The organism is Escherichia sp. E10V10, assembly GCF_004211985.1.
Taxonomy (GTDB): Bacteria; Pseudomonadota; Gammaproteobacteria; order Enterobacterales; family Enterobacteriaceae; genus Escherichia.
In genome coordinates this window covers 48,590-67,707 of the sequence record NZ_RHJO01000005.1, presented here as the reverse complement: position 1 = coordinate 67,707, position 19,118 = coordinate 48,590, and the positions used below count along the sequence as shown (strand labels likewise).

Here is a 19,118-nt window from a genome sequence, read left to right as displayed (position 1 = left end):
TTGATTGACTTGCCTTATCTTCGTTCTCCGAACAAAAAAATTCCAGTCCCGAAGGACTGGAAGGCTCAATCGATCAAATCACTCAGAGAATGTGCACCTGCATATCCGGGTCTTTACGATCCAGATAGTGAATCGACTGAATGCGACGAATGGTGCGGGATTTGCCGCGGATCAGCAGCGTTTCGGTGGTGGCGATATTACCTTTGCGGCTAATACCTTCCAGTAGATCGCCCTTGGTGATACCGGTGGCGGAAAAGATGACGTTATCGCTGCGCGCCATATCGCCCAGACGCAACACTTTACCCGCTTCGATGCCCATTGCTTTGCAGCGTGCCAGTTCCTGTTCACCAATGCGGCGATTTTCTGCGTTGTCGCCTTTAACGTCATGACGCGCCAGCAGACGGCCATTCATATCGCCATCTAACGCCCGAATCACCGCCGCAGAAACCACGCCTTCCGGCGCGCCGCCAATGCCGTAAAGCACGTCAACTTCGCTGTCTGGCATACAGGTGAGAATTGAGGCCGCAACGTCACCATCCGGAATAGCAAACACGCGCACGCCGAGTTGCTGCATTTCTGCGATAACGGCATCGTGGCGCGGTTTCGCCAGAATCGTTACCGTCAGTTCACTCAATGGTTTGCCGAGCGCAGCGGCAACATTGCGCAGGTTATCCGCCAACGGCAGATTCAGATCAATGGCGCCCTTGGCTCCCGGTCCGACGATCAGCTTTTCCATATACATATCTGGCGCGTTGAGGAAGCAGCCTTTATCGCCTACTGCCAGCACCGCCAGCGCGTTAGCCTGGCCCATCGCCGTCATGCGCGTGCCTTCAATCGGATCAACAGCAATATCCACTGCATCACCGCGACCAGTACCGACTTTTTCACCAATGTAGAGCATCGGTGCTTCGTCGATTTCACCTTCACCAATGACGATGGTGCCGTCAATGTTGACCTGGTTGAGCATTATGCGCATGGCGTTAACCGCTGCGCCGTCAGCGGTATTTTTATCGCCGCGTCCTAACCATTTGTAGCCAGCCAGCGCCGCAGATTCGGTGACGCGGGAAAATTCGATGGCAAGTTCTCGTCTCATAGCAAACTCTAAGCAGTAAGGAATGGCGCGAAGTGTAGCACAGGGGAGGGAGCGGATTATTGATGTGTGCGGGGGTTGCCCCCGCACGATTTCAGAGTCTGCGACATGCCGGATATGTATCCGGCTCGTAGGCCTGATAAGACGCGTAAGCGTCGCATCAGGCGATCAGCATCAGGCAATCGGTTCAGGTGCCTGACATTACTCGTCGTGTTCTTCCCAGGCCATCGCGCGTTTGACCGCTTTTTTCCAGCCAGCGTAACGGTAATTACGCTCGGTAGTTTCGATGCCAGGACGGAACTCGCGTTCAATCACTGCTTTCTCTTGCAGTTCGTCGAGATTTTGCCAGAAGCCAACCGCCAGACCAGCAAGATAGGCCGCACCCAACGCAGTCACTTCGCGAACTTCCGGGCGCTCAACACGGGTACCAAGAATATCGGACTGGAACTGCATCAGGAAGTTATTCGCCACCGCGCCGCCGTCCACGCGCAGTGCGTGCAGACGAATACCGGAGTCGGCCTGCATCGCTTCCAGTACGTCACGCGTCTGATAAGCAATAGACTCCAGCGTCGCACGGATGATGTGGTTGGCGTTCACCCCACGCGTTAAGCCGAAAATGGCCCCGCGCGCATACGGATCCCAGTAGGGCGCACCCAGTCCGGTAAACGCCGGAACGACATACACACCGTTGGTGTTTTGTACTTTAGTGGCAAAGTATTCGGAATCGTAGGCGTCGTTAATCAGCTTCATTTCATCGCGCAGCCACTGAATGGAGGCACCCGCCATAAACACCGCACCTTCCAGCGCGTAGTTTACTTCTCCGCTCGGGCCGCAGGCGATGGTGGTCAGCAGACCGTTTTCTGATTTCACCGCTTTCTCGCCGGTGTTCATCAGCATAAAGCAGCCGGTACCGTAGGTATTCTTCGCCATCCCTTCTTTCACGCACAACTGGCCGAAGAGTGCCGCTTGCTGGTCGCCCGCAATCCCGGCGATCGGAATACGCGTGCCGCCTTTGCCGCCAATGTTGGTCTGACCGTACACTTCGGAAGAACGACGTACTTCTGGCAGCATCTCACGCGGGATATCCAGCGCGTCGAGCATTTTGTCGTCCCAGTCCAGAGTATGGATGTTGAACAACATGGTACGAGACGCATTAGTGTAATCAGTGACGTGAACGCGGCCCTGAGTCATTTTCCAGATAAGCCAGGTATCAACCGTACCAAACAGCAGTTCACCACGGCGAGCACGCTCGCGGGAGCCTTCCACATGGTCGAGGATCCACTTCACTTTGGTGCCAGAGAAGTACGGATCAATCACCAGACCGGTGTTGTTACGAATGTACTCTTCCATGCCGTCACGCTTGAGATGCTCACAGATCTCGGCGGTACGACGGCACTGCCAGACAATAGCGTTATAGATAGGCTTGCCGGTTTCTTTTTCCCAGACGATGGTGGTTTCACGCTGGTTCGTAATACCGATAGCTGCAATTTGATCGGAATTAATATCTGCTTTCGCCAGCACTTCTACCAGTGTGGAGCTTTGGGTGGCCCAGATTTCCATCGGGTCGTGTTCTACCCAGCCTGGTTTTGGGTAAATTTGCTCAAATTCGCGCTGTGACACGCTAATGATATTGGCATCGTGATCCATCACGACCGCGCGGGAGCTGGTGGTGCCCTGGTCGAGCGCAACGATATATTTTTTTTCAGTCATGTTTAATTGTCCCGTAGTCACATTACAGCGAAGCTTTTTGTTCTGAAGGAGTTGTGATCTCCTTTTCTTCCACAACACAGATATCGCAAGGCAAATGGCGGCCAATCAGTTTGCGGTAGGCGAATGCACCTACAATCGCGCCAACGATAGGGCCAAAAAGCGGCACCAGGAAGTAAGGAATGTCTCTGCCGCCGGTAAAGGCGACATTGCCCCAGCCCGCCAGCCAGGCAAAGGCTTTCGGACCGATATCACGTGCTGGGTTCATGGCAAAGCCCGTTAATGGACCCATAGATGCGCCAATGACCGCAATCAGTAGACCAATCAGCAGGGGAGCCAAAGGGCCGCGCGGTACGCCGTTACCATCGTCCGTTAACGCCAGGATCAGCCCCATCAGAATAGCGGTAATCACCATCTCAACTGCGAAGGCCTGCACAAAATTGATATGAGGATTAGGATAAGTAGAGAAAGTACCCGCCAGATCAACACTTTCAACGCTTCCGCGAACAATATGATGGGTCTGCTCGAAGTCGAAGAATAAATTGTAGTAAAGCCCGTAAACTAATGCCGCAGCGCAGAAAGCTCCGGCGACTTGTGAAACGATATAAGGAATAACCTTGCGCTTGTCGAAACAGGCAAACAGCCACAACGCAATGGTGACAGCTGGATTAAGATGTGCGCCGGAAACCCCTGCGGTTAGATAGATGGCCATCGCCACCCCCAGCCCCCAAATAACACTGATTTCCCACTGACCAAAAGACGCGCCAGCGACTTTAAGTGCAGCAACGCAACCGACACCGAAAAAAATCAACAACCCGGTACCGAGGAATTCAGCAATGCACTGGCCTTTCAAGGTTGATGTTTGACTCATAATCGGATCCTGAAGAGTTAATGTTTGTTGTATGCGTGAAAGTCACGGACCTCCACGATGCTTGTAGGCATGCTGTAAACTTATCGTTAACGAGCGAAAACGAGAAATATCGAACTTAAAATGTGTGTGCTTCGTCATAAAATGAGCGTTATCGCGCTATTTATTTCATCTGTTTATACATGATGCATGTTTGTTAGATCATTCGCGCAACAATTTTGTTAACATTTTCGATAGGTGTGGATTATGTCACCAGGAGAAGGATGAAAAGTGTGGCAAACCGTAATCTCCAAGGCGTGCCGCTGGACAGCGATGGCGCGGCTTCATACAATCGGAGCTAACTAAAATGCGCTCGTATTTATTAAGGCGTCACCGGTAATCGGGACGAGGATTTTTATCCATCAACGCCTTGCAATTCAGGAGAGGTATGACGATGTCATTAGAAGTGTTTGAGAAACTGGAAGCAAAAGTACAGCAGGCGATTGATACCATCACTCTGTTGCAGATGGAAATCGAAGAGCTGAAAGAAAAAAACAACTCACTGTCGCAGGAAGTTCAAAATGCCCAGCATCAGCGCGAAGAGCTGGAGCGTGAGAACAACCATCTGAAAGAACAGCAGAACGGCTGGCAGGAACGTCTGCAGGCCCTGCTGGGTCGTATGGAAGAGGTTTAATCTCTTCCACGCAGAGGCGCCGCAAGGCGCCTTATTTTTTACTTCAGTGTTTTTGAGCGAATGCGCATAAAAGACCTGACACAAGCACGGGACGTAATAGTGACCCCAGAAAGACTGAACTGATATATTTTCCAGCCATGCCAGGGACCCCGTACCACAGATTGCTGTGCTGAAGGTGACTAAGAAAAACAACTAATATCTATAGTATTAATAAGATAATGCATCTCGTATCAATAATATATCAATCAGATCATTGACGGGCAGAAAGCATCATTTTCATTACTTCTTCTTGATATTCGTCCAAATAATCTGGGTCGATGGCTGCGACCAGTTGTATCAAATTAGTGTTATCCAGTAGAGTCATGAAAATAGCATGTCTTACTTTGCCATCACTCATTGTTTGCACTCCTTCCTGATAAGCGCAGGCAAATCCCTGAACATCACAAACATGCATTTCTGCAGTTCCGTTTTGAGTCGCGGTAAGTTCCTCGATTGAATGTACACCGAGTTCATTTTGTGAGAAGGCAACAATAGCTAAAATAGCATGGGCATCCCGAGTCACCAGGGTTGGTCCTTGTTTTACTATATTGGCAACCCACTGTTTGCTCGGAACCGTGACGGTGATACCTGGCCCCGAGAAAGTATAATCCCATGTGCTGTGTCGTTCCCACACCGTATAGCTGCTATAGATAAGAAATAATCCCATTAACCAACAAGTACCGCGAATAAAGCTGCGGCTGCTTCTTTTTTTTATCGTTATGCAGATGATTGTGGCGATAATAAATGATAGGGCAAGTGGGTTAAAAAATACGTTAGCAAAATATAAAATCATTTCACCGGTGTTGCCAGATAAAAGGAATTTGTAGCGGAAATGGTTAACGGCTATAAGAAATAAATATAAAATTAAAAGAATAATATTTTGCATGAATACGTCCATGTATAAAAAAGGGGAATTTAATTCCCCTTTTAACGCATGGCAGAGAGTTATTCAATATCCAGCGGATCTTCAGAAAGAATAATCCCGGTATTGTCGGCATAGAGATGGTCGCCGGAGAAGAAGGTGACGCCGCCAAAATTGACGCGGACATCGCTTTCGCCAATGCCTTCGCCAGCGGCACCAACCGGAATTGCCGCCATCGCCTGGATGCCGATGTCCAGTTCTTCCAGATCATCTACCTGACGCACCGCGCCGTAAATGACCAGGCCTTCCCATTCATTTTGTACTGCCAGACGCGCCAGTTCAGCATCGACCAGTGCGCGACGAACAGAACCACCGCCATCGACGACAAGGACACGACCACGGCCATTCTGTTCGAGCAGATCGTACAGCAACCCGTTGTCCTCGAAACATTTTACCGTGATGATTTGTCCGCCAAACGACGCCCGTCCACCAAAGTTGGAGAACAGCGGTTCCACGACGTTGACATCTTCTTGATAGATGTCACAAAGCTCGGAAGTATCGTATTTCATAGGCTTAACATTCAGTTGCTGCGAGAATTTTCAGTATATCGCGCTATGTGGGTTGTTGGCAAAATCATCAATTGTTAATTGATATTTGTCAGTTATGTAGCCCACTGGCTTAAGAATATTCCCAAAACAAACAGCAGGTTAGTTAGTAATGCTCCTTTGACGGTGCGTTCCAGCATCGGACGCATCGCCACCGGGTCCATTTCATGCATCACATAACGGGCTTGCTTCACCAGCAACGGTGCTGCCAGCAGGAACAGCCAACCCCACAGGCTATGCAGTGAAAAGAGATTAAACAGCGCCAGACACACCAGCGAGCCCATCAGCAGGCAAGCATGGTAACGACGGGCGTTCACTTCACCTAAGCGCACTACCAGTGTGTTTTTGCCATTCTCGCGGTCGCTATTGATATCGCGCAGATTGTTAATGTTAAGCACCGCCGTTGCCAGCAGACCACAGGCCGTTGCCGGAAGGATCAGCGCCGGAATCAGCGTATGCGCCTGCAAATACCAGCTGCCCATTACGCTCAACCAGCCAAAGAAAACCAGTACGGAAATATCACCCAGGCCGATATAACCATAAGGGCGATTGCCCACGGTATAGGTGATAGCGGCGATAATTGATAACCCACCAAGAATCAGGAAGCCGACAAAATCAGCCAGGTTATGACACGCCACTGCGACCAGCGCCAGTCCAGAGAGGCAAATGAGCACGACGGTAATAATGAGCGCCCGTTTCATCTCTTGCTGGGTAATGACCCCTTTTTGCATGCCGCGCAGAGGTCCAATGCGGTCAGGTTTGTCGCTACCTTTGACGGCATCACCGTAGTCATTGGCGAGGTTAGAGAGGATCTGTAATAGCCCGGCGGTAATGAGTGCCAGCAGAGCGACCAGCGGATCGAAGTGACCTTGCCACCATGCCAGCGCCGTCCCGACGATAATTGCAGCAAAGGCGAGGGGGAGGGTTTTAGGTCGTAAACTTTCCAGCCACGCCTGAGTTCGGCTAATTTGTTGTTCAGTCATAATACGCGCCAATAAAAATGGGGCCTTTCAGCCCCATCAAACAATGATGAAAATGATTGAACGCGATTATAGGATAAAACGGCTCAGATCTTCATCTGCCACCAACGCATCCAGATGTTTGCTCACATAATCTGCGTCAATAGTGATGGTTTGACCGCTTAAATCGCTGGCGTCGTAGGAAATCTCTTCCATCAAACGCTCCAGAACGGTATGTAAACGACGCGCACCGATGTTTTCGGTAGATTCGTTTACCTGCCATGCCGCTTCTGCAATGCGTTTGATACCGGAGTCGGTGAACTCAATATTCACGCCTTCGGTCGCCATCAGTGCTTTGTACTGCACGGTGATAGAGGCATTCGGCTCGGTCAGAATACGCTCAAAGTCGCTGGTGGTCAGGGCCTGCAGCTCAACGCGGATCGGCAGACGACCTTGCAGTTCTGGGATCAGGTCAGACGGTTTCGCAACCTGGAATGCACCAGAAGCGATGAACAGAATGTGGTCTGTTTTGACCATCCCGTGTTTGGTGGAAACGGTGCAACCTTCTACCAGCGGCAGCAGGTCACGCTGAACACCTTCACGGGAAACGTCCGGGCCGGAGGATTCGCCGCGCTTACAGATTTTGTCGATTTCGTCGATGAACACGATCCCGTGCTGTTCTACGGCGTCGATAGCGTCTTGCTTCAATTCTTCCGGATTTACCAGTTTCGCCGCTTCTTCTTCAATCAGCAGCTTCATGGCGTCTTTGATTTTCAGCTTACGCGCTTTTTGCTTCTGACCGCCCAGGTTCTGGAACATAGACTGCAGTTGGCTGGTCATCTCTTCCATTCCCGGAGGCGCCATAATTTCAACGCCCATCGGTGCTGCGGCAAGATCGATCTCGATTTCTTTGTCATCGAGTTGGCCTTCACGCAGTTTTTTGCGGAATGCCTGACGGGCAGCGGACGGTTCCTGCTGCTGTTCGGTCTGTCCCCAGTTGTTTTTAGCCGGTGGGATCAGCACGTCGAGAATACGTTCTTCTGCCAGTTCTTCAGCGCGATAACGGTTTTTCTCGATAGCTTGTACACGCACCATTTTCACTGCTGCATCGGTCAGGTCGCGGATAATAGAATCGACTTCTTTACCTACATAACCGACTTCAGTGAATTTGGTCGCTTCAACTTTGATGAACGGCGCGTTCGCCAGCTTAGCCAGACGACGGGCGATTTCAGTTTTACCGACGCCGGTCGGGCCGATCATCAGAATGTTTTTCGGGGTCACTTCATGGCGCAACTCTTCGTTGAGCTGCATGCGGCGCCAGCGGTTACGCAGTGCAATCGCCACGGAACGCTTAGCGTTATCCTGGCCGATAATGTGCTTATCAAGTTCGCTGACGATTTCGCGTGGGGTCATTTCAGACATGGGAGATCCTTACGCTTTGTAGCTTAATTCTTCGATGGTATGGAAATGGTTGGTATAGATGCAAATATCGCCTGCAATATCCAACGCCTTTTCAGCAATTTCACGGGCGCTAAGTTCTGTGTTTTCTAACAGAGCGCGTGCCGCAGCCTGGGCGTAAGGGCCGCCGGAGCCGATAGCAATAAGATCGTTTTCTGGCTGCACCACGTCACCGTTACCGGTGATGATCAGCGATGCAGTTTCGTCCGCGACCGCCAACAATGCTTCAAGTTTGCGCAACATGCGATCGGTACGCCAGTCTTTTGCCAGCTCAACTGCCGCTTTAACCAGATGGCCCTGATGCATTTCCAGTTTACGTTCAAACAGTTCGAACAACGTGAAGGCATCCGCCGTGCCGCCGGCAAAGCCTGCGATTACTTTATCGTTATACAGGCGGCGAACTTTTTTAACGTTGCCTTTCATTACGGTGTTACCCAGTGTGGCCTGACCATCACCGGCGATTACTACGTGGCCATTACGGCGTACGCTTACTATAGTTGTCACGAGCAGACCCCTTGGTTAGGAATACAGAATTCAAGCCCCGCACAATTGTGCGGGGCATAATGCAAGTATAGATGGGGGAGATTTTGAGGGTTTCAACCCCCGGTGGCGAGCCGAATGCAGTTTGTATGGCCTGCCATCTTCAAACGATTGAGGGTGTTGTCAGCGTTCTCTTTGCCTTTCACCGGCCCGATGACCACACGATTCCAGCCATTGTTGGTGGTAATTTTCGAGTCAAAGCCTTCGAAAGCCAACTGCGCACGTACAGTCTCAGCCTGTTCAGCACCTTTAAATGAACCGCACTGAACCATCCAGCGACGTTCATCTTTCTTCTCCGCTGTTGGTTTTGGCGCTTCAGCCGCGCGTGCTACTGGTGCGGCCTGCTGTGGCTTCGGCTGCGAGGTTGTATGCGCAGGCGTTTGCAGCAGATCCTGGTACGGTTGCTGGGTAGAAGCCGGTTTAGACTGGCGCGGTTGCGCCTGTACCGGCGCGGCTTGCGACGTACGCGTCTGTTGCTGCCAGCTTTGCTCGGTCGTACGCGACTGCTGAGCCAGACGTTGCTGTTCCGCTAACTGCTGCGCCTGACGCTGGCGTTGCAGCGTTTGCTGGCGCTGTTCCGGCGTCTGCTCATTCCACGGGACTTCGGCAAGCTGCGTTGGTTGCTGACGCATATCAGCCTGCATTTGTTCAAGAAGCTGGCGCTGCTCCGGAGTCAGCTGATCCGGCGTTTTCACTTCGCCGCCAGCAGACGGTTCTGTTGGCGCACGCACGCCCGGCTGGCGACTTTCCAGCTCTTTAATGTAGCGCCAACGTTCTTCCGGTTTCGGAGGTAGTCCGTTTCCGGTCACTTTCTGGCTTTGCAGCGTCTCAGACTCTTCTTTCTTGTGGTGCGTAATGAAGTACAGACCCCCGATAAAGGTCACAAGAACGGCTGCAGCAATAGCGACCATTGCGGGAGAAACCGCAGGCATATTTCGTTGCTTTTTCCGTGAGGTGCTCTTTTTTCGCCGCGAAGGTGCCGGTTGGCTGCGGCGTACATAATCTCGTTGTGCCACTATCGTTTCGCTGTATTTATTCGTTCGTCAGCCCGCCATGTTACTTAAGCGGCGGGCCTTTGACCAGTCACGGAAGCCTTAAAGGTTTACTTTAAGATAACGTGCGCGTCGATCCCCGGATAATAAGCTCGCAGTCCATTAAACGTGAGCCGCTTCCGACCGTTTGCCCCTGCATTTGATCAAGCAGTAACAGCATAGCTTCCCGACCAATTTCGTAGCGCGGCTGTGCAATGGTTGTCAGCGGCGGATCGCAAAATTGTGTCAGGTCGATGTTGTCAAAACCGATTATGGAAAGGTCGTCAGGGACTTTCAGCCCCTGGCGTTTCGCCTGAGAAAGTGCGCCGAGCGCCATTACATCGCTATGACAGAAGACGGCAGTTGGCGGTTGCGGAAGGTCGAGCAGCTGTTGCATGGCTTTACTTCCGGCTTCGAAGGTGAAGTCACCCCGGGCGATATATTGCGGATCAACCATAATACCGCAGCGACGCAGTGCCTGAACGTAGCCTTGTAGACGGTAGTGACACAATGGCATCTCTTCGGGGCCGGCAATACAGCCAATCAGTTTATGCCCTTGTTCATACAGATAATTTACGGCATCAAAGGCAGCGGTCAGGTTGTCGATATGAACCGTAGGCAGTTCCAGCTCTGGTGCGAATTCGTTCGCCATCACCATCGGCGGCAGATTACGTTGTTCCTCTATGCTTGCATCAAACGGCAGCCTTGAACCCAGCAGCAACATGCCATCAATTTGTTTGGTGATGATCAAGTCGATAAAGGTCTTTTCCTGCTGATTTTGGTGTGCGCAGTCGCCAATCAGTACCAGATATCCATGACTTGCCGCCGTGACTTCGATACCGCGAATAATTTCGCTAAAGAAGGGGTCGCAGATATCCGGGACAATCACCAGAATCGTTCGGGATTCATTACGCTTAGCGTTACGCCCCAGTGGCTGCGGAAAATAACCCACTTCCCGGGCCGCTTTTTCAACCCGATTACGGGTGGCCTGGGAGACTTTATCTGGATTCATTAATGCTCGGGAGACGGTCGCTGTAGAGACTTTTGCCTTCAGGGCAACGTCTTTCATGGTTGCGGCAGTTTCCTGCTTCTTCACTTTCACACTCACTCCTCGCCTGGCACGTCAGGCGTACTACATCCGTGTTTACTTCATATCGGCAACATTTTTAGCAGATAGCGCGTGAAAACGGTTACAGAATTTTCATGAAAAGTGTGATGAATATTTAATTTTTCGATCCGCCTCGCATCGTTAGCGGTTTAACCCTCAATAGGATCGACATCCAGCACCCATTTCACTTTTCGTGAATCTGGTATTGTATTAATAAGCGCCAGCGTACCGTTAATGATGTGCTGTAAACGCACGCGGGAAGGGTATTGTAGCAGGATCTGCCAGCGCCAGCGACCGCCACGTTTGGGTGCCAGTGCCGGAACCGGGCCGAGAACCCACAGTTTGTCATCCGCCAGCGGACTGGAGAGGATGAGATTTCGCAACTGTTGCAGGAACAGCGGCGCGTGCTGATTGTTATGATCTTCCGCGCGCACAATCACATGGCTGGTCCACGGCGGCAGTTGCATCATTCGCCGCTCGGCCAACGCCTGTTCCGCAAAAGCGTCATAACCTTTATACAGCAAGGTTTGTAAGAGAGGATGTTCCGGATGGTGCGTTTGCAGCACCACTTCGCCTTGTTTACCTGCGCGTCCGGCACGGCCTGCCACCTGGGTGTATAGCTGGGCAAAACGCTCCGCCGAGCGAAAATCGGCAGAAAACAGCGCGCCGTCCACGTCCAGTAATGCAACCAGCGTTACATCCGGGAAATGGTGACCTTTCGCCAGCATTTGCGTGCCAATCAAAATTCGCGCGCCGCCGCGATGCACTTCTGCCAGTTGCTGCTCCAGCGCGCCTTTACGGCTGGTGGTATCGCGGTCGATACGTGAAATGGCTACACCAGGGAAAAGCGGCGCTAACGTCTGTTCAAGTTGTTCTGTTCCCAGACCCACCGGCACCAGATGGGTAGAGCCGCAGGACGGACACTGGCGCGGTACTGGACGCTGACTGTCGCAATGATGGCAGCGCAAATGCTGCTGCGCCTGATGCAACGTGTAGTAGTGATCGCAACGTGGACATTCGGCAATCCAGCCGCAGTCGTGGCACAGCAGTGCAGGCGCAAAACCACGGCGGTTAAGAAAGAGAATGACCTGGTTATCGGCCTGCAAATGCTGGCGCATACGGGTGATTAACGCCGGAGCCAGCCCCGCCTGCACCTTCTGACCTTTTAAATCCAGTACATGTTGAATTGCCGGACGCGCATTACCCGCCCGACGTGTCAGGCGCAGCAGGCGGTATTTTTTCTGCTGCACGTTGCATAGCGTTTCGAGTGCGGGCGTTGCCGAGCCGAGAATTATCGGGATTTGCTCGCTGTGCGCGCGATATACCGCCAGGTCGCGGGCATGATAGCGCCAGCCTTCCTGCTGCTTGTAGGAACTGTCGTGCTCTTCATCGATAACAATCACACCGAGATTTTTAAACGGTGTAAACAGTGCGGAACGGGTGCCAATCACAATCGCCGCCTCGCCATTTTTCGCTTTCAGCCAGGCCGAAAGGCGCTCACTGTCATTCAGACCGGAATGCAGAACTTCCACTGGCGCATTAAACCGTTCACGAAAACGGGCGATCGTTTGGGGTGTCAGGCCGATTTCCGGCACCATCACCAGCGCCTGCTTGCCCTGAGCGAGCACGTTTTCCAGTACGCTTAGATAAACTTCCGTTTTCCCGGAGCCGGTAACGCCCGCCAGCAGCCAGGCAGAAAAAGTATCCGCTGCGCTATGAATTGCGCCAACGGCGGTGGCTTGTTCGGTATTCAGCCGTAGACGTTCGCCAGTAACAGCATAGTTCGTTCGCCAGTCGCTAAATTCCGGCGTTTCGCTTGCCAGCTCGCAAAGACCTTTTTTGCGCAGCGCCTGTAGTGCGGCATCGTTAAATTCAAGTTCCGCTACCTGGTCACGCCAGATTTTCCCTTGTCGCAACGCCGCCAGCGCCTGTTGTTGCTTAGGCGAACGTTTCAGGCTGTTGATATCCACCGCCTGGCCTTGTTCGGTAGCAAACCAGTACCACATGGGCGCGTTCGCCGCAGGCCGCCCCTGGCGCAGTAAAATCGGCAAGGCATGAAACAATACATCGCCAATTGGATGATGATAGTAATCCGCCGCCCAAAGCAGTAAGCGCCAGACGGAACTGGAAAAAACGGGTTCACTGTCCAGCACTTCTACTACGGTTTTCAGTTCGTTGAGCGGCAACTCGCTGACGTCGCTAACTGACACGACAATCCCGATGCGCTCCTGCTGTTTGCCAAACGGCACGCGCACGCGACACCCGGCTTTAACCGTCATACCTTCTGGCAGGAGATAGTCAAAGGTGCGGGGAAGCGGAACGGGCAAGGCAACGTGGGCAACGGGCATAGCATCATCCTGACTTGAAATTCGGTGGAACAGTATACACATTGCGGTAGAGGAGTGCGGATCAGTTTGCATACGCTGGTTAATTTCTGTATGATTCGGCGCCTTTGATACGAAATGATCGTATTGAAACTATACTTTAAACATCGCGTGGTGTCTGGCGTTAGGGCTGGAAGAGCGACGCGGCCTTAAACCGAGGTTTTCCCATGAAAAAAGATATTCACCCGAAATACGAAGAAATTACTGCTAGCTGCTCTTGCGGTAACGTAATGAAAATCCGCTCCACCGTTGGTCATGACCTGAACCTCGACGTGTGCAGCAAGTGCCACCCGTTCTTCACTGGCAAACAGCGTGATGTTGCTACCGGTGGCCGTGTTGACCGCTTCAACAAGCGTTTCAACATCCCGGGCAGCAAATAAGACCGGATTTCTGAAAAAAGCGCCGAACGGCGCTTTTTTTGTGCCTGAAAACTTTCATTAGCAGGATAACGTATTGGATCTTTATTTTTCCTTTACATCGCGAAAATCCATTTTATCAATACCGTATTTTTTCATGCGCAAATACAGCTTTTTTCTGGGGATCTGAAAGTAATCGGCAACGTCGTTGATACGTCCCTGGAAGAAGTTGAGTGCATCAATAATTATTTGTCTTTCATAGCTTTCTACACGTTCATCAAGTGGTGTTGGATCAGCATCCATCATCTGCAAACTGACTGAATCGTCCAGCATTAAAACACCCACAGCCACCAATTCTGCTGCATTTATTAATTCAATGATATTACCGGGCCAGGTTCGCGCCATCAGTCGTTTATAAAACGTTTTTCCCAGCAGCGGTTGTTGGCGGTTTAATCGTTTACAGGTGAGAGTCAGATAATGGTGAAAAATAGGCTCAATATCCCCCGGGCGTTGACTTAGCGGTGGGCATTCGATGTGGGTAAGTGAAAAAAGAAAATACAATGCGGGAATAATTTTTTGTGTGGCGGCAAGTGCAGCCAGAGGGCTTTGATTAACAACAATCAGACGAAACGACCGATCCTGTGGGCGTTCCTGGAGTTGAATCAAGAGACGCTGATTTTCTTGCGTTAAATATTCAAGTTCTTTTAATAACAGCGTGCCACCTTTTGCTTCTTCCACCCATTCTTCCAGCGGTTGCTGACTATTAGCGCTGAGTGTGCGTTCAATTAACGGCCTTTCCTTGCGAGAACTAAATTGGTGAAGATAATGGGCGGCTAATGTTCTGCCGGTTCCAGGTTCGCCGTAAAAACAGACGGGAAGATCGGTTTCTGCCAGAGTTTCAAGCTGCTGACGCGTCTGACGAACCCAGCCACTGTTACCAATTAAGTGCCGATTAAATTGCGCTCGTCGCCATTTTTTTTGTTCCAGATAATCTTCACGCTCTGCCAGCGCTTTCTCGATAAGCGATAAAAATTGTTCCGGATTAATCGGTTTTTGCAGGAAATCCCACGCTCCTTTTTTTACCGCTTCAACGGCCATTGGGACATCGCCGTGGCCGGTGATCATCAGAATGGGAAGATTAGGATCAATCAGCATTATTTTTTCCAGCAGCATAATGCCTGAAATATCCGGCATGCAAACGTCGCATACCACGATTCCTTCCCAGGTATCTTGCAGCAATTGCAGCGCTTCTGAAGGGTTGCTACAGGTACATACTGCATAGCCCTCTTGCTGTAAGAGAGAACTGTAGGCTTGCAGAACATCATTGTCGTCATCAATGAGCAGTATTGTTGGAGTTGTATCTGTCATGCTTAAAGTTTCCTGAAACATAGAATAACCAACGCATGGCGGTCGAGGGTAGACGCGATATATAGCTCTCCCTGGCACTGACGCATAATAGAATGACTAATCGAAAGACCAATACCTAAACCTACAGCTTTGTCAGTCGTAAACGGTGTTAATAGTCGATCAGCCAGAAGCACTGGCCAGCCTTTTCCATTATCAGCAATATAGAGCGTTAACGTGGTGTCTTCTTCTTCAAAGTTAATGGTTATTGTGGGCGGTTTTTCCTGACTGGCTTCCAGGGCATTCGTAAATAAATTAACTAAAACTTGTTGAATCAAAACATCGTCGCCATAAACGGCAGGAAAATTATCCGGGTAGTGAAGAGATGCTTTCAGTGGTCGATGTTTTAATGCCAGAAGCTCCCAGGATGAATAAATTACCTGCTGTAAATTAATTGCTCCGCCTACGAGTTCACTATCGCGTCGGCGGGCGAAGTTTCGCAGTCGTTTAACGATATTATCCATGCGCTCAACCAGCGATCGCATCGTAACGATATAGTTTTTCGCCAAACCAGCGTCTTGTTGCTCTATAGCGCGATTGGCGCTGAACAGGTACATAGATAATGCATTAAGCGGTTGATTGATTTCATGTGCCAGTGTTGTCATTGTTTGCCCAACTACAGCCAGTTTGGCGGTTTGGATCAATTCACTTTGTGCTGTTCGCAGATTTTTTTCTGTCGCGATTCGATCACAGATTTCCTGCCCCAGTTGACGTTGCTGCTGATTAATTTGCTCTATCGTCTGGCGGAGTAGGTTGGCAATTCTACCAAGCTCATCATTGCCGGAGACTGGAATATCTGCATCGAGTTCACCGTTACTTAATTTGACGACGGCATCATTCAGTAAGCGAAAACGGCGGATCATCCTTGGTCGAATGTAGAAATAATTCACCAGAATAACGAACAGTAAGGCCGTAACCATAGCGGCAAAAATCAGTAGTCCACTGATTTGCATTATTTTTTCTAATCGCAGATTGAAAGTTTGTAGCTGTTGATGGCTATTACCCAGTTGCGTTTCTAATTGGCCGCGTATTTGCGTAAAAACACGCTCTTTATCCCTGATAGTATTCATAAGGGTCTGTTGAGCTTGCTGCCAGGCGGCCAGAGTTCCGGGTAGATAATTTTGCTGTGTACCCAGTTCCCACAGGGAATAAACTGTCTGGTGTAATGTAATAGTGCTGGAATAAGAAGCTAAAGACCGCACATTTTCGTCAATGCTATGCTTCAAAAAATCCAGGTATTGAATATGTTGTCTTAACGACTCGGTATCATTGTTATGCGTGTTAAGCATCTCCTTTAAGGTACTGACGATTTCAGTTTCTATATGTGAGAGTTCGAAAACGAGCTGTAACTCGTTTTGAATAGATTGCAATGCATTTTGCAATCCCTGGTTTTCGTGAAGATCTTTCCGTTGGCTGAGCTGATTGAGCAATGATGATTGTTGCCAACTTAAATCCTGAGTCAGGGAGTTGAGTTCATTATTGAAATCGTCATGCAACCAGTTAACTCTTGACGATATAACGTCGAGTTTTCCGTTTTCCTTATTGTGTTCATTCAATGCCTTATCGAGATTGCCAAGCAATTTGCGACTACTGGCGACCTGTTGGTTAAGCGCACTTTGATGTACTGAATCAAGATGGGGATTAATTGACTGAATTTTTTGTAGCCGTTGTTCAATTTGCTCTCTTACCTGAAGGCGGCTATCTGTGTTGGTTGTCTGTTGTAGCTCATTGAATTCATTTACCAATGCCGTAAGGTTTTCTTCAAAAAGAAATGAAGCCTGAATTCGTGGGAAATAATCGTCAAGTGCGTAGCGAACCTGGGAATTTTGTTCATGCCAGGAATAAAGGCTAACTACACTAACGAATAGTGTAAGAACGGCACTAAAAACAAAGGCGAGACGCAAGCTCGTCCCGATAGTATGTAGTTGTTTCACTTTAATGACTCAAGTTGTGAATTCACTAATTGCTGCTGCTGCAGGAAAAACTGCTGCCATGCCATAATCTGGGCTTCACGAAAACCTGATTGCAGCTCGAATTGCTGTAGATATGTAGGATTAACAGACTGTTGCGGGGTAATGGGAACCGCGGTTAATAGTGCGCGCACCTCTGGCAATGTCCGCTTAAGCCGATGTTCTGCGGCATATAATGCTTTCCAACTTTTCTGAAGCTCGGTAAGGCGAAAAGTAATCGCATAATCAAATAACAATTGCACGAGCTTTTGGCGTTGCATTATCAACGGGTAATCAAGCGAAGGAGATGCAAATAACCGCATTTGTTGATCAGCGAGTGGAGTGCCGGAGGGCAGAGGATATACCGGATACTTCCCTGAATCAGAATCGCTCAGTGCTTGCTGGCCTTCCGGACTCAACAAAAAATCAATAAAACGTCCTGCCTCTTGTGGATGATTACTGCCTTCTGTAATGGCAATAAACATAGGCGCTGCGCGCGAGTTGGGGAAATAGCTGAAACGTAAAGTTGAATTATTAAGCAGTACGTTAGCGTAATTGTCGATTACCGGACCAGCGTCCCCCAATCCTGTGCTGATCTTATTTGCTACGCCGAAGCTACGTGATGAAATGGTGGCGAGATTACCGCCTATTTTCAGTAGTGTACTCCAACCGCTACTCCATCCTTGTTGTTGCAGAAGATCTTCAATCATCAGATGAGTAGTATCCGAACGAGAAGGACTGCTCATTAATAGCGTTCCTTGATAACGCGACTTACTTAATTCCTGCCATGACGTTGGCACAGGCTCTTTTTTGTCTTCCAGATGCGCCACATTGATAAGAATGCCATAGCCCGATATGGCAACAGCAACGGTGGTTGAACGAATGGATTCCGGTACTAACTTTCTACTTGTTTCTATTTGATTATTAAATGGCTGGAGCAGATTTTTACTTTGTAACCGCTGTAGCAACATAGGGGATGAACTCAGTACCAGATCAATATTTTCACCCAATGGATTTTCCAGCAGGCGCTCAATAGATGCACTGGTTCGGTTGAGCGTACGGATTTTGGTTGCCTGTGGTTGCTTTTGCCATTGACTGATAATGTGCTCTGTCGCTTCCGAAGAAAGCGTTGTAGCAATCACTAATTCATGCGCTGAGGCAACGCTGATATATAAAATCCAACAGATTAGCGCTCTTTGTATAATGCGAATCATGTCAAAAATCCCATTAATAAGAGATAAATTCCTGGGCTGTAATCCATGTTGTTATCCATTAGTTAACATAAGCAACGAACTTCAAGCCATGTGTTTTTGTATTTGTAAATTATCATTAATTTGGCAAGCAACCAGCATTACTATATCCGCAAGTGACTGCTACGGAAATGCTCATTAATTAATTTCCACATTTTCGCTCTCAGATTCAGGTTCTGACTGTATAGCAGTAAAAAATGAAATTTGTTATTGGCGGCTTCAGCCCATTTTTTTACCCGTTGAGGATGGTTATAACAAGCACTATCGTGAATAGGGTCATCTGCGGTGGCCTGATGCAGACTTAGCGCCTCAGTAATCATGACGGAGTTCCAGTCTTCAGAAACCATAAAAAAGGCCCTAATTTGAGCGCAAATCAGCGTGTTACGACGGATATCCTGAAGGTGTTCAGACTCTGCTTTTTGTTGTGCGGTGATGAAGGTTTTCATGTTGTGCAGCATGGTTCTCTGGCATAACAAGAACAAGTATCTTCAATGATCCCGATTATAGAAGCAAAATATGTGATTGAACTCAAAAAATGAAAATTTTAATAAAACTAATTTTTTTTAAATTGGGCCTGTTGTAACACGTTAAGGTTTAAATAATAACCATGTTGCATTTTCCAAAATCAAATATGGGAAAGAAATGGAACATTGAATTTGTTTTTTTGAGTCAGTTTTGACTCATTTGCCCTGTATTGTAACTTAAACTCTCTTGCTTCACTATCTTCAAAACTCACTAAGCAAAGGCTTTTTAAATACTCTTCAGAGAGTAGTAATGAGCATTGCTATGAATATTATTATTTGATTAAACAACACTATGAACTGGAAGGTGATAT

The 19,118-nt window shown here is 49.3% G+C and carries 17 protein-coding genes; 2 read left to right on the top strand and 15 right to left on the bottom strand.

From position 1 onward, the window contains the following. Positions 1 to 82: 82 nt before the first annotated feature. The 3 genes from glpX to glpF all read right to left on the bottom strand — a co-directional run bounded on the left by glpX (position 83) and on the right by glpF (position 3,668). A complete protein-coding gene (gene glpX / locus D9736_RS11240; protein ID WP_130206618.1) occupies positions 83 to 1,093 on the bottom strand; it encodes a class II fructose-bisphosphatase in 1,011 nt (336 codons plus the stop codon). A 198-nt stretch (positions 1,094 to 1,291) separates the two neighbouring features. Further along, on the bottom strand, positions 1,292 to 2,800 hold the full coding sequence (glpK, locus tag D9736_RS11235) for a glycerol kinase GlpK (RefSeq protein ID WP_130206616.1): 1,509 nt from the start codon (positions 2,798 to 2,800) through the stop codon (positions 1,292 to 1,294). Between the two features lie 22 nt (positions 2,801 to 2,822). Next, on the bottom strand, positions 2,823 to 3,668 hold the full coding sequence (gene glpF, locus D9736_RS11230; protein WP_130206614.1) for a glycerol uptake facilitator protein GlpF: 846 nt from the start codon (positions 3,666 to 3,668) through the stop codon (positions 2,823 to 2,825). A gap of 424 nt (positions 3,669 to 4,092) precedes the next feature. On the opposite strand from glpF, the gene zapB reads away from it, so the two are divergent. Then, entirely contained in the window at positions 4,093 to 4,338 is a 246-nt protein-coding gene (zapB, locus tag D9736_RS11225) for a septal ring assembly protein ZapB (protein WP_001296623.1), read from the top strand. Between the two features lie 250 nt (positions 4,339 to 4,588). Here the strand turns inward: zapB and D9736_RS11220 are convergent, their stop codons facing one another. The 8 genes from D9736_RS11220 to priA form a co-directional block, all read right to left on the bottom strand. Continuing rightward, positions 4,589 to 5,263, bottom strand: a complete 675-nt coding sequence (locus D9736_RS11220; RefSeq protein WP_130258343.1) for a hypothetical protein — start codon at positions 5,261 to 5,263, stop codon at positions 4,589 to 4,591. Between the two features lie 59 nt (positions 5,264 to 5,322). Then, positions 5,323 to 5,808, bottom strand: coding sequence for a ribonuclease E activity regulator RraA (gene rraA, locus D9736_RS11215; RefSeq protein ID WP_000872908.1), 486 nt, complete (start codon positions 5,806 to 5,808; stop codon positions 5,323 to 5,325). A 92-nt stretch (positions 5,809 to 5,900) separates the two neighbouring features. Further along, complete coding sequence (gene menA / locus D9736_RS11210; protein WP_130206608.1) at positions 5,901 to 6,827, bottom strand: 1,4-dihydroxy-2-naphthoate polyprenyltransferase; 927 nt, start codon at positions 6,825 to 6,827, stop codon at positions 5,901 to 5,903. A 66-nt stretch (positions 6,828 to 6,893) separates the two neighbouring features. Continuing rightward, on the bottom strand, positions 6,894 to 8,225 hold the full coding sequence (gene hslU / locus D9736_RS11205; protein ID WP_001293348.1) for an HslU--HslV peptidase ATPase subunit: 1,332 nt from the start codon (positions 8,223 to 8,225) through the stop codon (positions 6,894 to 6,896). A gap of 9 nt (positions 8,226 to 8,234) precedes the next feature. After that, positions 8,235 to 8,765 (bottom strand): ATP-dependent protease subunit HslV, encoded by a 531-nt coding sequence (gene hslV, locus D9736_RS11200; RefSeq protein ID WP_000208242.1) that lies wholly within the window; start codon positions 8,763 to 8,765, stop codon positions 8,235 to 8,237. Between the two features lie 92 nt (positions 8,766 to 8,857). Then, positions 8,858 to 9,817 (bottom strand): cell division protein FtsN, encoded by a 960-nt coding sequence (gene ftsN / locus D9736_RS11195; RefSeq protein ID WP_130215266.1) that lies wholly within the window; start codon positions 9,815 to 9,817, stop codon positions 8,858 to 8,860. 91 nt (positions 9,818 to 9,908) lie between these two features. After that, the gene (cytR, locus tag D9736_RS11190) at positions 9,909 to 10,934 is read right to left on the bottom strand and encodes a DNA-binding transcriptional regulator CytR (RefSeq protein ID WP_130215268.1); all 1,026 of its coding nucleotides are present in this window, start codon (positions 10,932 to 10,934) and stop codon (positions 9,909 to 9,911) included. Between the two features lie 155 nt (positions 10,935 to 11,089). Continuing rightward, complete coding sequence (gene priA / locus D9736_RS11185) at positions 11,090 to 13,288, bottom strand: primosomal protein N' (RefSeq protein WP_130258342.1); 2,199 nt, start codon at positions 13,286 to 13,288, stop codon at positions 11,090 to 11,092. A 203-nt stretch (positions 13,289 to 13,491) separates the two neighbouring features. On the opposite strand from priA, the gene rpmE reads away from it, so the two are divergent. After that, positions 13,492 to 13,704, top strand: a complete 213-nt coding sequence (gene rpmE / locus D9736_RS11180) for a 50S ribosomal protein L31 (RefSeq protein ID WP_000710769.1) — start codon at positions 13,492 to 13,494, stop codon at positions 13,702 to 13,704. An 81-nt stretch (positions 13,705 to 13,785) separates the two neighbouring features. Here the strand turns inward: rpmE and D9736_RS11175 are convergent, their stop codons facing one another. The 4 genes from D9736_RS11175 to D9736_RS11160 form a co-directional block, all read right to left on the bottom strand. Beyond that, a complete protein-coding gene (locus tag D9736_RS11175; protein ID WP_130258341.1) occupies positions 13,786 to 15,048 on the bottom strand; it encodes a sigma-54 dependent transcriptional regulator in 1,263 nt (420 codons plus the stop codon). Between the two features lie 2 nt (positions 15,049 to 15,050). Further along, positions 15,051 to 17,018 carry an ATP-binding protein gene (locus D9736_RS11170; RefSeq protein ID WP_130258340.1) on the bottom strand — a complete coding sequence of 656 codons (1,968 nt, stop codon included), beginning with the start codon at positions 17,016 to 17,018 and terminating at the stop codon, positions 15,051 to 15,053. Beyond that, positions 17,015 to 18,247, bottom strand: coding sequence for an ABC transporter substrate-binding protein (locus D9736_RS11165; protein ID WP_130258339.1), 1,233 nt, complete (start codon positions 18,245 to 18,247; stop codon positions 17,015 to 17,017). The genes D9736_RS11170 and D9736_RS11165 overlap by 4 nt, the downstream gene beginning before the upstream one ends. Before the next feature lie 140 nt (positions 18,248 to 18,387). Continuing rightward, complete coding sequence (locus D9736_RS11160; protein ID WP_130258338.1) at positions 18,388 to 18,729, bottom strand: hypothetical protein; 342 nt, start codon at positions 18,727 to 18,729, stop codon at positions 18,388 to 18,390. Between the last annotated feature and the right edge of the window lie 389 nt (positions 18,730 to 19,118).

Excerpts from the sequence above, each read along its gene's own strand:
- priA (WP_130258342.1), bottom strand. The coding sequence starts at position 13,288 with ATGCCCGTTGCCCACGTTGCCTTGCCCGTTCCGCTTCCCCGCACCTTT.
- hslU (WP_001293348.1), bottom strand. The coding sequence starts at position 8,225 with ATGTCTGAAATGACCCCACGCGAAATCGTCAGCGAACTTGATAAGCAC.
- zapB (WP_001296623.1), top strand. The coding sequence starts at position 4,093 with ATGACGATGTCATTAGAAGTGTTTGAGAAACTGGAAGCAAAAGTACAG.
- D9736_RS11165 (WP_130258339.1), bottom strand. The coding sequence starts at position 18,247 with ATGATTCGCATTATACAAAGAGCGCTAATCTGTTGGATTTTATATATC.
- rpmE (WP_000710769.1), top strand. The coding sequence starts at position 13,492 with ATGAAAAAAGATATTCACCCGAAATACGAAGAAATTACTGCTAGCTGC.
- menA (WP_130206608.1), bottom strand. The coding sequence starts at position 6,827 with ATGACTGAACAACAAATTAGCCGAACTCAGGCGTGGCTGGAAAGTTTA.
- rraA (WP_000872908.1), bottom strand. The coding sequence starts at position 5,808 with ATGAAATACGATACTTCCGAGCTTTGTGACATCTATCAAGAAGATGTC.
- D9736_RS11160 (WP_130258338.1), bottom strand. The coding sequence starts at position 18,729 with ATGAAAACCTTCATCACCGCACAACAAAAAGCAGAGTCTGAACACCTT.
- glpF (WP_130206614.1), bottom strand. The coding sequence starts at position 3,668 with ATGAGTCAAACATCAACCTTGAAAGGCCAGTGCATTGCTGAATTCCTC.
- glpK (WP_130206616.1), bottom strand. The coding sequence starts at position 2,800 with ATGACTGAAAAAAAATATATCGTTGCGCTCGACCAGGGCACCACCAGC.
- D9736_RS11175 (WP_130258341.1), bottom strand. The coding sequence starts at position 15,048 with ATGACAGATACAACTCCAACAATACTGCTCATTGATGACGACAATGAT.
- D9736_RS11220 (WP_130258343.1), bottom strand. The coding sequence starts at position 5,263 with ATGCAAAATATTATTCTTTTAATTTTATATTTATTTCTTATAGCCGTT.
- glpX (WP_130206618.1), bottom strand. The coding sequence starts at position 1,093 with ATGAGACGAGAACTTGCCATCGAATTTTCCCGCGTCACCGAATCTGCG.